Source organism: Pseudomonas sp. LJDD11, from assembly GCF_024584215.1.
Taxonomy (GTDB): Bacteria; Pseudomonadota; Gammaproteobacteria; order Pseudomonadales; family Pseudomonadaceae; genus Aquipseudomonas.
In genome coordinates this window covers 1-11045 of record NZ_JANJFL010000049.1, presented here as the reverse complement: position 1 = coordinate 11045, position 11045 = coordinate 1, and the positions used below count along the sequence as shown (strand labels likewise).

Genomic DNA, 11045 nt, shown 5'->3' with positions numbered 1-11045 from the left:
AGTCCGAAAGGTAGAGCCGGTTTGCGAATAAGAGAATGGACTTGCGTGTGCTGCGGTACAGCCCACGACCGCGATGTAAACGCGGCCCGGAACATTCTTGCGGCGGGGCATCGCCGTCTAGCTGTAGGAATCCCCGCTCTTTAGGGCGGGGAGGATGTCAATGACGACTACTCGGCGGGGTCGTCGGTGATGTCATAGAGCGCGTTGTGCAGCTCTTCGTAGTTACCGCCATTGATGACGCTCAGGTAACCGGCCTTGTTTAGCTGGTCTTGGGCTTTGTTGGCTTTCTGATCGCTGCTGGCGAAAATCACGAATACCGTATTGCGGTCGGTCAGTACCTGCTTCATCTGGTTGACCAGCCGCACCGGGTCGACCCGCACTGCGTTGAGGACAGTGCCTGCGTCATATTCGATCTGGCTGCGCACATCCACCGCCAGGCGGCCTTCTTTCAAAGCGGCCACGGCGACGGCCTGAGTGACCTCACCGGCCTGCGCGCCTGCGCAAGCAACCAGCGTTACCAGGGCTATCCACTGACGCATGAGCCTGTCTCCCTTGATCCTGATGGATAAAGAGTGGCACAGACTTGGGCCATTCGACAGCACGTGGTGTTATTTCAGCCGAACAGACGGGTCAGGTTCGGCACGATAAGTACCAGTAGGGTGCCGAACAGAATGAGCCCCGCTTGCCGCAGTTTCGTGTGTTTGAGCATGGCTGACTGCCTTTTGTTGTTATTCCTGAGCGACAACAGCCCACCGGATTTCTTGCGGGAAATCGGTTGGGCTGGCAAAGGTAAAGCCATCTGGGCAGTTGGGTGTGGTCTCCGACCGACGTTCCCCGGCGCTGTATAAAGAATTATTGCGCCCTGCCTTTTCTACAGATTTAACCTTAGAGCCCGCGTTTCATAAGGCTTAGAACTATTTGGTCTTTATGTTTTTATTGAAAGATCTAAAAAATATCAAAAGCCGACCGCCATCTGGCCGATCCTCTGATTAGACACTTCGGTTTGCGCTTTACCGTTCGTCTGGCGGCCTTGAAGCTCAGGTTGGAGCAAAGCTGTTTACGGGGTGGGCCTGCCAGCGACAACCCTGTACCTGTCAGCGAACTGGCAGCAGGGCGTATACCCCTTGATTTGCAAGGGGTATCAGGGCAGGCTTGGCGCGCCGATCCACTCAACCTCACCGCTTCAGGTCAATTCTTCATGCCGTTACGTATCTGCATCCTGGAAACCGATGTCCTGCGCCCGGAACTGGTCGATCAATATCAAAGTTATGGCCGCATGTTCGAACGGCTGTTCGCCCGCCAACCGATCGAGGCCCGGTTCGTTATCCATAATGTGATGCAGGGTGATTACCCGGCCGAAGGCGAGCGCTTCGATGCCTACCTGGTGACTGGCAGCAAGGCTGATTCATTTGGCAGCGATCCCTGGATCCAGACCCTCAAGGTCTACCTGCTGGGGCTTTACGAGCGTGGTGAGAAACTGCTGGGTGTCTGCTTTGGCCATCAACTGCTGGCTCTGCTGCTGGGTGGCCAGACCGAGCGCGCCACTCAGGGGTGGGGTGTAGGTATTCATCACTACCAGTTGGGCAAGGGGGCGGCATGGATGACCCCGGCGCTTGAGAACCTGACACTGCTGATCAGCCACCAGGACCAGGTCACCCGCCTGCCGGAAAACGCGACAGTGATTGCCTCAAGCGAGTTCTGCCCGTTCGCGGCCTATCACATTAATGATCAGGTGCTGTGCTTCCAGGGCCACCCCGAGTTCATCCATGACTATTCCAGAGCGTTGATGGACATTCGTCAGGAGTCACTGGGCGCGGCCCTGTACGACCGCGCAGTGACCAGCCTGGTGGAGGATCACCACGGCAGTATCGTGGGTGAATGGATGATGCGCTTTGTGGCGCACAAGACCGTTTAGTCGCAATACTGTTCAATTAGGTACTGTATGCCCTCGGTGGGAGCAGCACCTAATTGACCAGCATTGTGTTGAGCTGATGATCTGCTACAGCCAGCCTGAGCGCTTGAAACTGGCAAACAGCGCGGTGCAGCCGCCGACGATCACCCCCAGCACAATGAAGTAGCCGTAGTGCCAGTTCAGTTCAGGCATGTTCTGGAAGTTCATTCCGTAGATGCCGGCAATCGCGGTAGGGAAGGCCAGGATCGCCGCCCAGGCGGCGAACTTTCTCTGGATCAGGCCCTGGCGTGATGACTCCAGCAGCAAGCCGATTTCAATGGTTTGGCTGGCCAGATCACGCAGGTTGGCCAGGTCTTCCATCTGCCGTTTGACGTGAATCTCGACATCCCGAAAATACGGACGCATGTTCTTGTCGATGAATGGAAAACTGAGCTTTTGCAGTTCTTCGCCGACCTCGACCATGGGCGCCAGGTAGCGCCACAAACGCAGCAAATCACGGCGCAGGCCGTGAATGCGCTGGATCTGCGCATCGTTCATCACGCCATTGAGCACGCTCTGTTCCAGTTCTTCGAGCTCGCAATGAATGGCTTCGGCGACCGGTTGATAGTTCTCGGTGACAAAGTCCAGTAGCGCGTAAAGCACGAAGTCCTCGCCGTGAGACAGCAGCAGCGGGCGCGCTTCGCAGCGTTGGCGCACCGCGCTGTAGGACTTCGAATGGCCATTGCGCGAGGTAATGACATAGCCCTTGCCGGCAAAGATGTGGGTTTCGATGAATACCAGCTTGCCGTTTTCCCTGACCGGCGCATAGGTGACGATGAACAAGGCATCGCCAAAGGTTTCCAGCTTTGGTCGGCTATGCACCTCAAGGGCGTCTTCGATGGCCAGCTCATGCAGGTTGAACTGCTTCTTGAGGCTGGCCAGCTCATGCGGGTCGGGCTTTTCCAGGCCAATCCAGACAAAGTGACCTGGCTTGGCGGCCCAGGTTGCACCTTCTTCCAGAGTAATATCGCTAACTTTTCTGCCTGCGCTGTAAACCGCTGCTGCAACTACTCGGCCCATATCGGTATCGCTTCTTCCGGATGCTGGTTCAGGTTGATCAGAGTATTGCAGCAGCCGCGAGTTCGGGCATCAGACAAGATGTTGGCGATCGAGCTCTATGGCTGCGTCGAGGGTTTCCAGCAGTGCGCGGCGGGCCTTGAGTTTGGTGTTGCGATGCGCGGTCATGTTGATTTTTTTCAACTGCCCGGCCACCTGGCGTGCGGTTTCAATCAAATCCTGGGGGGCGACCACCTGATCGAGAAAGCCGGCCTCACGTGCCGCTTGCGGGCCGAACATCTCGGCGTTGATCACCGAGCGGTGAAAGGCTGATTTGCGCAGCCGGTCGCGGGCCAGCTCGATGCCGACGTTATGCATGGTCATGCCGATCTGCACTTCATTCAGGCCGATCTGGAACGGGCCCTCGACACCGATCCGGTAGTCGGCCGACAGCAGCAGGAAGGCGCCTTTGGCCACGGCATGGCCAGGGCAGGCCACCACGATGGGGAAGGGGTGGGCCAGCATCCGCCGGGCCAGAGTCGAGCCCTGGGCGACCAGCGCGATCGCCGCTTCCGGGCCTGAGGTCATCACCTTGAGGTCGTAGCCGCCGGAAAGAATGCCCGGCTGGCCGGTGACGATAACCACTGCGCGATCCTGCACGGCCTGGTCCAGCGCGGCATTGAATGCATCGATGAGCAGCGGCGAGATCGCATTGACCTTGCCATTGTTCAGGGTCAGGGTGGCAATGCCTTCTTCGAGCTGGTACGAGATCAGGTCACTCATGGCGCAATTCCTTATTGGCGTATTCGGCAGACGTTACCCATGCAAAGGGTGCAGGTAAAGAACTGACTAACCGGTCATCAAAAGCCCGATTGGACACGCCACCGCTGCTGGCTGCTGCACCCGGTCTGGGTATGGATCAGGACTGGATGTCGTTGAACGAGCAGTACTCATCCCATTCCATGCCGAGCGCTTCGGCAACCTGGCGGTGGGCTTCCAGGCGCATTTGCTGGCGTTGCTGCTCAGACTCGGCAATCAGCTCGATGGCCAGCTCCCAGGCCTCGATACCTTGTTCATCAGCCGCATCTTCAAAGGCCCACTGCACCTGTTGCTGTTGCTCTTTGGCGCTGAGCTGGCTGATTTCATCCTTGAGCGTCGGGTGGGTGGCCAGGTATTTGGCCAAGGCGGCTTCTTGCCACTCGTTCATGTTCATCATGCGGCTCCTCGGGTGCGTGGCATCACGGTTGATGCCCAAGGGCGCCATTATCGTTGGCGCATGCTGCCTGGCAAGCCTTGCGGTATCGCTTCGTTGCTGCCCATCGCGCGGCGCAGCGCTTCGTCGAAGGATGACTGGCCGGCACTGGGGTCGAAGCACTCGCTGTAAAATTGCTTGCCGGCGCATTTGGAGGCGACGGTGGGCGCGGGAAGCCGGTTCTCCTGCAGCTTCTTGTAGTTCTCGCCCTCAATCACTTTGGCGTTGGTCTTGCCGCTGATCTGCAGGTTCTTGATTGCCCGCAGATGAACTTCATGTACATGCTCACGAGGCGTGTCCGGGGTCATCAGCGGCGGGCCGGGGCGCTGCACGGTGGTTTCACCGCGATTGAGCGGGCAGGGCGTGGCGGCGTAGCCGATTTTGCCTTCCGGTGAAACACACTTGAATATTTCGCCCTGCGCGTAGTCGCACAGAACGATAGCCAGCGCGAATGCGATCAATGATGAACGGCGTTTCATGTGCTCCTCCCTGAGTGGCGCAAGGCTACCATTGCCGCGCTTCAGGGAACAGTCCTTGGCACCGTTCGTCTGCCGGGCTGCACCATTGTCAACGGCTTGGTTCCCACAGCTATGAACCCATTCATTCCTGTCGCGGAGGCTGCACATGCCGACCCATAAAAATGACCCGCTACCCACCGACAAGCCGGATTTCGACCCCGATTCACCGGATCTGGAAGACCCGCAGATCGACCCGCCAGAACCTGCCAAGTCACCTGACGACAAGCCACCGGCAGGCGATTACCCGCCCTATAACGAGAATAAGTAATCGGCGCTATGGATTGGCCTGCAGATACTCCAGCAGGTCTTCCATGCGCTGCTCATTGCCCATCCACCAGAGCTTCATGCGGGTGCCTGGCACCATGCCGTCGGGATCCTTGACCAGTGTTGCGATGTTCTCGCGGGTCCAGACAATTCCGGAGTTGTGCATGGCGTCCGTGTATTTGTAGTCGGCCGTAGCCCCGGCGTTACGGCCGATCACCCCGTTAAGCTGGGGGCCGAAGGCGGCTCGTGCATGCGGGCCGATCTTGTGGCAGCCGGCACACAGTTTGGTAAATACCGCCTTGCCGGCCTCGGCATCCCCCGCGCCATAGGCACTGCCGGCCGCCAACAGCGCCAAAAGCAGTAATACGGTGTTCTTCATGGGGCCTCGTCAGCACGATTTTCAAGGCCGGGATGCTAACCCACACCGATGGTGAGGAAAACCGGGTCTGTGGTCATGAGCGTGGACAACCTATGTCAGCCGGGTTGTCACCCCAGCCAAAGCCTGCTTGAAGGACGGCAGGTCCTCGCTGGTTTAGATCTGGTTTTCAAACGGTTTGCCAGCCCTGCTGAGCCGTCCAGCGCCACAGGCGCGGTTCGCCGTGGCGGTCCTTGCGCCGCGCTTTGCAAACCATCGCCTGCTGATCGTCATGCCAGAGCAGTTCAGGGAAGGTCATTGAGACCAGCAGGCCGCTGGCAACCTGATCGACGCTGATCTCGGCCTGCGGGCTGTGCAGTGGCTCAAGCGGGTTGTCCAGCGTGCGCAGGCTGTGCGGCAAGTGCCACTGCCAATCGAACACCGGACCGCCCGATGGCACCGGGTGCGCAAAGGGCCGCTCGTGGGTCTGGCGCAAAATGTCCCACTGGTTCTGCGCAATCCACAGATCGGCAACCTGAACCATCTTGTGCGGCTGCGAGTGGGCGATCAAATCGTCGATCATCGCGCTCCAGGTCTTGTTGGAGACCAGCGGGCTTTCCCGGCCGGTGATTGTCAAGTTGCCGACCAGATCGATCTCCCAGAAACGGCTGTCGACATCGCAGACATGCAGCAGGTGTTGCTTGCGGTCGTAGATCATCAACGGCCAGTGGCTGCGCGAAGGCGCTGGGGTCACGAAATAGCGTCCGTTTGGAGAGAAGCCGCTCGACGCACCGCCGCCGTAAATAACGCTGCCATCAGGCAGCAGGTAATCGCACACGGCAGGCCCGCCCATGACAAACTCGCTGCAAGACAGCACCCGCACTGCCTCGCCTTCGGGGCTAAGCGGCGCCTGACCGCTCCAGGCGTTGGGTCCCGCAATGTCCAGGGGCGTGCATTCGGTAAGCCGCGGCTTGCTGTGCGGCTCGGGAATATTGAGCCTGGCGAGCTTCTGCCAGCCCTTATGCACCACCACAAGCATGATGAAGCACAGGATGCCCACCAGCGCCCCGGTAAAGCCGGACGACACCAGGCTACCCAGCAGATAACTGACGCCGAAACAACTGCCCAGCATCCACATGAAGGTGCTGTCTACTTCACCGCGAATGCGGTTCTCTAGCCACTCGGCAAGGTGCGCCAGGACCCAATAGGCGATGATCAGAGCCGGCGGCAGATAGAGCGGGATGACAAAGGGAATGACCAGCAGCGCCAGGTTGATCAACAGCTTTGCAAGCACGATGAAGAAATTGTCTTTGTCTTGATAGGGAATGCCAGACATCGTGCCAGCTCAGGTTTTACTAGAAGGCTGTGATCATAACCGTGGCGCGGGCAGGGCGACGACGCTGTTGGGTGGATTTCGGGACGGGGTTCGCAGCCGTTGCTAATCAGACCTTTTGCGGATAGGGGGCGGATAGGGGTAACCCACGCCAGGCCGTGATTTTGCACACGGCCTGCGCCTGCCGCACGCGCTCAGAGATCTTTCTTGGCCTCTTTGTCGACATGCTTGTCGGCCTTGTGTCGTTCATCATCGGCGTGCCGCGCACCTTTATCGACTTCATCAGCATCGTGCTTGACGCCCTTATCGAGCTCTTTGGCGTCATGCTCGACCCCTTTGTCCAACTCGCGGTTGTCATGGCGAACGCCCTTTTCCAGTGGCGTCTCGGCAAACGCCTGTGCCGACAGGGTGGCGGCCAGAACCAGAGCGCCTGCCAGGGCCAGAATCGGTTTACGCATGGTATTACTCCTGAATTCGACGACCAGTCCGTCATGGACTGCTGAATTTCAAGCTGGCTCAGGGGTCGGGTAATGGCAGGCCGTTGGTCGGCAGTTCGAGGCCCGAAGCGCATCGCTTAATCGGCAAGGCAGAAAAACACGTATCGTTTTAATGAAAAACACAATAAATGTAGACACAGGTATTTCATTTCGTGGTCAAATCCTGCGTATGAACGAAACCATCGGAAAACGCATCAAGCGTCTCAGAACGGCCGCAAAAATGTCGCAGGCTCAGCTTGCGCAAGCCTGCGGCTGGAAATCGCAATCACGGGTGGGCAACTATGAGGCTGACTCGCGCGAGCCCTCGTTTGCCGATATCGAGGCCATTGCCACGGCCCTGCAAATCGACAAATCGCAGCTGCTGCTGGATATGCGCGCGCTGCAGCCGGGTGGGGGCCTGACCAACCTGCCAGCGCCTGCCAAGACTTCTGCCGCTGATCTGGTGACCCAGATGCTGGTCAGGCACGGCAAGAACCTCGACGAGCAAGCGCGCAAGAAGATCGCTGACGCAGTGCGCGACACCGCAGATGAAGTGAGTGCCGGCAATGTGATCCAGGCTGATTTTTCCGGGTTGAAGGCCACGCCGGACGAAATCGTGATTCGTCAGTACGACATACGCGGCTCGATGGGGCACGGCCAAATACCGCCAGATTACAAAGAGGTCATCCGCAACCTGATCATCAGCGAAGATGTGTTGCGTGAAAAGGGCGTGACCTACACCTCCAGGCACTCTCTGGCGATGATCACTGGCTGGGGCCAGAGCATGGAAGGCACGATCAACGACAAAGACCCGGTCATTGTGGATCGTGGCGTCAATGAGTTCATCGGCGACGGCGTGTACGTGATCACCTGGCACGACATGCTGTACATCAAACGCCTGCAGGTGTTCGACGCTGAGCGGTTCTGGCTGATCTCGGACAACGAGAAGCACAAGGACCAGCAAGCCCGTATCGAAGACGTGACCATTCACGCCAAAGTGCTGCTGGTCTGGAATGCCAAAAAGGTCTGAGGCCAATACAGTTCGGTTAAGCATCACAAAGCTCTGTAGGAGCGAGCTTGGTCTGGGCGGCACACCGACGCACAGGCCGGTTAAGTCACAACATCTGCTGCGAATGTGCCGCCGTCTTCGTTGGCAGCCGGCGCGCGCTTGCCCGGCTGCTCTCGCCAATCTGTCGTGTTGGCCGCAAAGCCCCCCCTCGTTGGTTCAGAAAGGCGCCGCTTCGACGGTCTCGACCTCTGCCTGCTCCACTATCCGATCCTCATCGGTCGGCTTGACCCATTCCAGCAGCACGCCCCCGTCATCCTGAAAGGTCATATTGATCCCGTCGGTTTCCGCCAAAAGCTCCATGACCGCTTCCCATGCCTGATCCGTATCTGTGTCCAGCCGGTGGATCAGCGCGGCACAGCGTTCCTGGGCTCTGGGTGAATTGATCATCTCTGCGATACGCAACCCCAGCCGTTCTACCTCACTCATTACCCGGGCTTCAGGCTTGTTCTGTTTGGTCATAGTGATCTTCCTTTGCTGTATATATATCCAGTTGTTGCGAGAGGATATAACACGTTGCGTGGCTTGATAACCCTTCGCGATAGGAAATTTCAGCAACGTCCGCCAAAAATAAAAACACATTTGGTGTTTGACAGATAAAGCACGTTGGGTGATATTGGTGTCCGTCGCAGCAAGAAACGCACGGCGACAAACAGGCTGGAGGTTCTCCGGCCAGCAGTCGGCAGCGAATTACCGAGTCAACCCCGCAAGGCGAAAGCATCAAGCGGAACGGACCTGGAGCAACAGTTTTTGAAAGGGATTTCTGGCCCCGGATCAAGTGAGGCCGGATGCAGAGTCAGCTTGCATGCCGCCTTTCGTCACTGGCGATAGCGGGGTGGGCATGGCAGATAAAGGAAGATTATGCAGATGCTTAAAGATTGCAGATGCGGTAAGTGCAACAGACTTCTCGCCCGTGTGGGCGGTTTTACCGAACTCCAGATCAAATGTTCCCGTTGCGGAACGTTGAATCATGTGAAGGCCGCGAGCCTCGAGAAAGCGCCTTTGAGCGAGCCAAGCGCGGCCAGTCCGTGCGATTTGAATCCCGCTCAACATCAATCATCGAGGTGAATTATGAAACTGATTAAAAACATTCTGCTGGCGACCGCTTTTATGTCGTCCATTGCATCCATGAACACGTGGGCTGCCGCCCAGTCGTGGAATCTGGCGCGTGACATGTACCTGATGAAAGAAAGCGCCCCGGCCGGTTCGCCATGGGCATTCTTGCAAAGTGCGCCGGGCGGTGGCCTGTCGTCCGGCTATACGCCTCTGCCTTCCTTCCTGGCCGACCAGTGCGGCTCTTCCCCTGCCACTTGCTGGCAAAACACAAGTTCGGGCGCATGGATTGCCATTCCCAAAGCTGATTACGGGTTTGGCGGGAGCGGTGGCAGCTTCGTTTTCAGGCAAGGCGATGCTGCGCTTCATCCGGGCGTCAACACCCAGTCGATCATCCGCTGGACCAGCCCGATCACTGGCACCGTGAAGGTTCATGGTCGCGTCAACGACCTGCACGCGGCGTGCGGTAACGGTGTTGCCCTGATCCTCAAGTCAGGCGACACCCAACTGCAGTCCTTCGATGTACCCAACGGCGGCAGCGTGGTGGTCAGCACCGACGCCATTGCGGTGACGACCGGAGCGCCGCTGTATTTCGTATTTGATAGCAAGGGCGATTACTCCTGCGATTCGACCAGCCTGGATCTGTTTATCAGCAACTGACTCTCTGACTCTCGAGGTTCTTGAGGTCAGGCCAGATCGCCATTGAGCGACGCAGTAAATCATTCAGTTTGCAAAGCACCAGGTTTGTTCCGGCCAGGCTCCTGGGCCTTTTTCTTACATTCCATCATGAGCTCACGAGCATGGAGCTACTGCATCGCCTGCTCGAAAAGACCGCGCTTTTGCTGGCCGGCGGGCTTGGCGTGGCTTTCGCCAGTTAAGTGGCACAAGGACGATCTGGATTCAGTTGACCTGCCCGCCACCGAGCGGGCTTTTTTCTGGGAAAAATTCAAATGGCACGAATTGACGCAACACAGGCCGGCGGTGTTAACGTCCTGGCGTTCCTCGACATGCTCGCCTGGTCGGAGGGTACTTCCACCATCAAGGCCTCTGAGGATGGCTACAACGTGCTGGTCGGCGGCACCCTGTTCAGCGATTACAGCGCGCACCCTCAGGTGCTGGTCGACCTGCCGCGCTACCGGATCAAATCCAGCGCAGCCGGCCGTTACCAGTTTTTGGCACGCACCTGGAACGCCATTGTGCGCAACTACGGCTTCAAGGGTCGGTTTATTCCCGAGGCTCAGGATCTGGCCGCGATCAAGCTGCTGATCGAGTGCGGCGCGATGCCGTGCATCAAGGCCGGTGACATCAAGACGGCTATCGCCAGGGCCGCGCCGATCTGGGCCAGTTTGCCCGGCGCCGGTTATGGCCAGCGAGAGCACAAGCTTGCCAGCCTGCTGCAGATTTACGCTGCTGAGCGGGCTCGGGAAGAGGCATCAGAGGCGGATCTGTTGGCCATGTATTCTGCTTGCGGCGGGGTGCTGATATGACGCGCCTGGTCCTGATTGCGGGCCTGCTGCTGCTTCAGGGCTGCGCCGTTCAGGCCATGCGCTACGCAACCGGTGCCTATTGCGCGGCTCCGGAGCCGGCGCGCCTGGCAAACCGTATTCTAGTCAATGCCTCAATTGCGCCCGATCGCATTGAGGTCACTTGCGGCGGCGCGCCATGACCGGCCGCTTCCCTGATCCTTTGGTACTGCAGGCCTACGCCAGAGGCGAGTGGGTGCTGATGCACGACTTCCGCTACCAGTCGGCTGACGGCGAGACCTACACAGCGCCGAAATA

At 58.4% G+C, this 11045-nt stretch carries 18 protein-coding genes; 8 read left to right on the top strand and 10 right to left on the bottom strand.

Annotation, left to right across the window (positions count from 1 at the left end):
- Positions 1–21 precede the first annotated feature (21 nt).
- The gene (locus NRB16_RS28435) at positions 22–144 is read left to right on the top strand and encodes a zinc ribbon domain-containing protein (RefSeq protein ID WP_306456403.1); all 123 of its coding nucleotides are present in this window, start codon (positions 22–24) and stop codon (positions 142–144) included.
- 23 nt (positions 145–167) lie between these two features.
- On the opposite strand, the gene NRB16_RS28430 is transcribed toward NRB16_RS28435, so the two are convergent.
- Entirely contained in the window at positions 168–539 is a 372-nt protein-coding gene (locus NRB16_RS28430) for a rhodanese-like domain-containing protein (RefSeq protein WP_045489942.1), read from the bottom strand.
- A gap of 659 nt (positions 540–1198) precedes the next feature.
- Here NRB16_RS28430 and NRB16_RS28425 point away from each other — a divergent pair.
- Positions 1199–1915 carry an amidotransferase gene (locus tag NRB16_RS28425; protein WP_257107508.1) on the top strand — a complete coding sequence of 239 codons (717 nt, stop codon included), beginning with the start codon at positions 1199–1201 and terminating at the stop codon, positions 1913–1915.
- 84 nt (positions 1916–1999) lie between these two features.
- On the opposite strand, the gene NRB16_RS28420 is transcribed toward NRB16_RS28425, so the two are convergent.
- The 4 genes from NRB16_RS28420 to NRB16_RS28405 form a co-directional block, all read right to left on the bottom strand.
- Entirely contained in the window at positions 2000–2971 is a 972-nt protein-coding gene (locus NRB16_RS28420) for a magnesium and cobalt transport protein CorA (protein WP_253142126.1), read from the bottom strand.
- A 69-nt stretch (positions 2972–3040) separates the two neighbouring features.
- Entirely contained in the window at positions 3041–3730 is a 690-nt protein-coding gene (locus NRB16_RS28415) for a crotonase/enoyl-CoA hydratase family protein (protein ID WP_045489947.1), read from the bottom strand.
- A gap of 136 nt (positions 3731–3866) precedes the next feature.
- The gene (locus tag NRB16_RS28410) at positions 3867–4160 is read right to left on the bottom strand and encodes a DUF6388 family protein (RefSeq protein WP_045489949.1); all 294 of its coding nucleotides are present in this window, start codon (positions 4158–4160) and stop codon (positions 3867–3869) included.
- A gap of 50 nt (positions 4161–4210) precedes the next feature.
- Entirely contained in the window at positions 4211–4678 is a 468-nt protein-coding gene (locus NRB16_RS28405; protein ID WP_045489951.1) for a DUF4124 domain-containing protein, read from the bottom strand.
- 145 nt (positions 4679–4823) lie between these two features.
- On the opposite strand from NRB16_RS28405, the gene NRB16_RS28400 reads away from it, so the two are divergent.
- The gene (locus NRB16_RS28400; RefSeq protein ID WP_253142128.1) at positions 4824–4985 is read left to right on the top strand and encodes a DUF6021 family protein; all 162 of its coding nucleotides are present in this window, start codon (positions 4824–4826) and stop codon (positions 4983–4985) included.
- Positions 4986–4991: 6 nt separating this feature from the next.
- On the opposite strand, the gene NRB16_RS28395 is transcribed toward NRB16_RS28400, so the two are convergent.
- From NRB16_RS28395 to NRB16_RS28385, 3 genes are all read right to left on the bottom strand, one after another.
- Positions 4992–5360 carry a cytochrome c family protein gene (locus NRB16_RS28395; protein ID WP_045489953.1) on the bottom strand — a complete coding sequence of 123 codons (369 nt, stop codon included), beginning with the start codon at positions 5358–5360 and terminating at the stop codon, positions 4992–4994.
- A 166-nt stretch (positions 5361–5526) separates the two neighbouring features.
- Positions 5527–6672 carry a hypothetical protein gene (locus NRB16_RS28390; protein ID WP_257107507.1) on the bottom strand — a complete coding sequence of 382 codons (1146 nt, stop codon included), beginning with the start codon at positions 6670–6672 and terminating at the stop codon, positions 5527–5529.
- 191 nt (positions 6673–6863) lie between these two features.
- Complete coding sequence (locus NRB16_RS28385) at positions 6864–7127, bottom strand: hypothetical protein (RefSeq protein WP_253142133.1); 264 nt, start codon at positions 7125–7127, stop codon at positions 6864–6866.
- A gap of 208 nt (positions 7128–7335) precedes the next feature.
- On the opposite strand from NRB16_RS28385, the gene NRB16_RS28380 reads away from it, so the two are divergent.
- A complete protein-coding gene (locus tag NRB16_RS28380; protein WP_045489958.1) occupies positions 7336–8175 on the top strand; it encodes an XRE family transcriptional regulator in 840 nt (279 codons plus the stop codon).
- 195 nt (positions 8176–8370) lie between these two features.
- Here NRB16_RS28380 and NRB16_RS28375 read toward each other — a convergent pair whose 3' ends face one another.
- Both NRB16_RS28375 and NRB16_RS29910 read right to left on the bottom strand, forming a co-directional pair.
- On the bottom strand, positions 8371–8673 hold the full coding sequence (locus NRB16_RS28375) for a DUF1654 domain-containing protein (protein WP_253110314.1): 303 nt from the start codon (positions 8671–8673) through the stop codon (positions 8371–8373).
- A gap of 312 nt (positions 8674–8985) precedes the next feature.
- Positions 8986–9183 (bottom strand): hypothetical protein, encoded by a 198-nt coding sequence (locus tag NRB16_RS29910; RefSeq protein ID WP_257107509.1) that lies wholly within the window; start codon positions 9181–9183, stop codon positions 8986–8988.
- Between NRB16_RS29910 and NRB16_RS28365 the strand changes: the two genes are divergently transcribed.
- From NRB16_RS28365 to NRB16_RS28350, 4 genes are all read left to right on the top strand, one after another.
- Positions 9127–9279: a Com family DNA-binding transcriptional regulator gene (locus NRB16_RS28365; RefSeq protein ID WP_253111348.1), complete on the top strand. Its 153-nt coding sequence runs from the start codon at positions 9127–9129 to the stop codon at positions 9277–9279. The genes NRB16_RS29910 and NRB16_RS28365 overlap by 57 nt on opposite strands.
- A 3-nt stretch (positions 9280–9282) precedes the next feature.
- Positions 9283–9924 carry a hypothetical protein gene (locus NRB16_RS28360; RefSeq protein ID WP_253110317.1) on the top strand — a complete coding sequence of 214 codons (642 nt, stop codon included), beginning with the start codon at positions 9283–9285 and terminating at the stop codon, positions 9922–9924.
- A 290-nt stretch (positions 9925–10214) separates the two neighbouring features.
- Positions 10215–10751: a glycoside hydrolase family 104 protein gene (locus NRB16_RS28355; protein WP_257107506.1), complete on the top strand. Its 537-nt coding sequence runs from the start codon at positions 10215–10217 to the stop codon at positions 10749–10751.
- Positions 10748–10930, top strand: coding sequence for a hypothetical protein (locus NRB16_RS28350; RefSeq protein WP_045489966.1), 183 nt, complete (start codon positions 10748–10750; stop codon positions 10928–10930). The genes NRB16_RS28355 and NRB16_RS28350 overlap by 4 nt, the downstream gene beginning before the upstream one ends.
- Positions 10931–11045: the final 115 nt, after the last annotated feature.

Bases quoted from the DNA above. Each gene is read 5' to 3' on its own strand.
- NRB16_RS28425 (WP_257107508.1), top strand. From the start codon at position 1,199: ATGCCGTTACGTATCTGCATCCTGGAAACCGATGTCCTGCGCCCGGAA.
- NRB16_RS28400 (WP_253142128.1), top strand. From the start codon at position 4,824: ATGCCGACCCATAAAAATGACCCGCTACCCACCGACAAGCCGGATTTC.
- NRB16_RS28420 (WP_253142126.1), bottom strand. From the start codon at position 2,971: ATGGGCCGAGTAGTTGCAGCAGCGGTTTACAGCGCAGGCAGAAAAGTT.
- NRB16_RS28395 (WP_045489953.1), bottom strand. From the start codon at position 5,360: ATGAAGAACACCGTATTACTGCTTTTGGCGCTGTTGGCGGCCGGCAGT.
- NRB16_RS28350 (WP_045489966.1), top strand. From the start codon at position 10,748: ATGACGCGCCTGGTCCTGATTGCGGGCCTGCTGCTGCTTCAGGGCTGC.
- NRB16_RS28410 (WP_045489949.1), bottom strand. From the start codon at position 4,160: ATGAACATGAACGAGTGGCAAGAAGCCGCCTTGGCCAAATACCTGGCC.
- NRB16_RS28390 (WP_257107507.1), bottom strand. From the start codon at position 6,672: ATGTCTGGCATTCCCTATCAAGACAAAGACAATTTCTTCATCGTGCTT.
- NRB16_RS28360 (WP_253110317.1), top strand. From the start codon at position 9,283: ATGAAACTGATTAAAAACATTCTGCTGGCGACCGCTTTTATGTCGTCC.
- NRB16_RS28380 (WP_045489958.1), top strand. From the start codon at position 7,336: ATGAACGAAACCATCGGAAAACGCATCAAGCGTCTCAGAACGGCCGCA.
- NRB16_RS28375 (WP_253110314.1), bottom strand. From the start codon at position 8,673: ATGACCAAACAGAACAAGCCTGAAGCCCGGGTAATGAGTGAGGTAGAA.
- NRB16_RS29910 (WP_257107509.1), bottom strand. From the start codon at position 9,183: ATGATTCAACGTTCCGCAACGGGAACATTTGATCTGGAGTTCGGTAAA.
- NRB16_RS28415 (WP_045489947.1), bottom strand. From the start codon at position 3,730: ATGAGTGACCTGATCTCGTACCAGCTCGAAGAAGGCATTGCCACCCTG.
- NRB16_RS28405 (WP_045489951.1), bottom strand. From the start codon at position 4,678: ATGAAACGCCGTTCATCATTGATCGCATTCGCGCTGGCTATCGTTCTG.
- NRB16_RS28430 (WP_045489942.1), bottom strand. From the start codon at position 539: ATGCGTCAGTGGATAGCCCTGGTAACGCTGGTTGCTTGCGCAGGCGCG.
- NRB16_RS28385 (WP_253142133.1), bottom strand. From the start codon at position 7,127: ATGCGTAAACCGATTCTGGCCCTGGCAGGCGCTCTGGTTCTGGCCGCC.
- NRB16_RS28355 (WP_257107506.1), top strand. From the start codon at position 10,215: ATGGCACGAATTGACGCAACACAGGCCGGCGGTGTTAACGTCCTGGCG.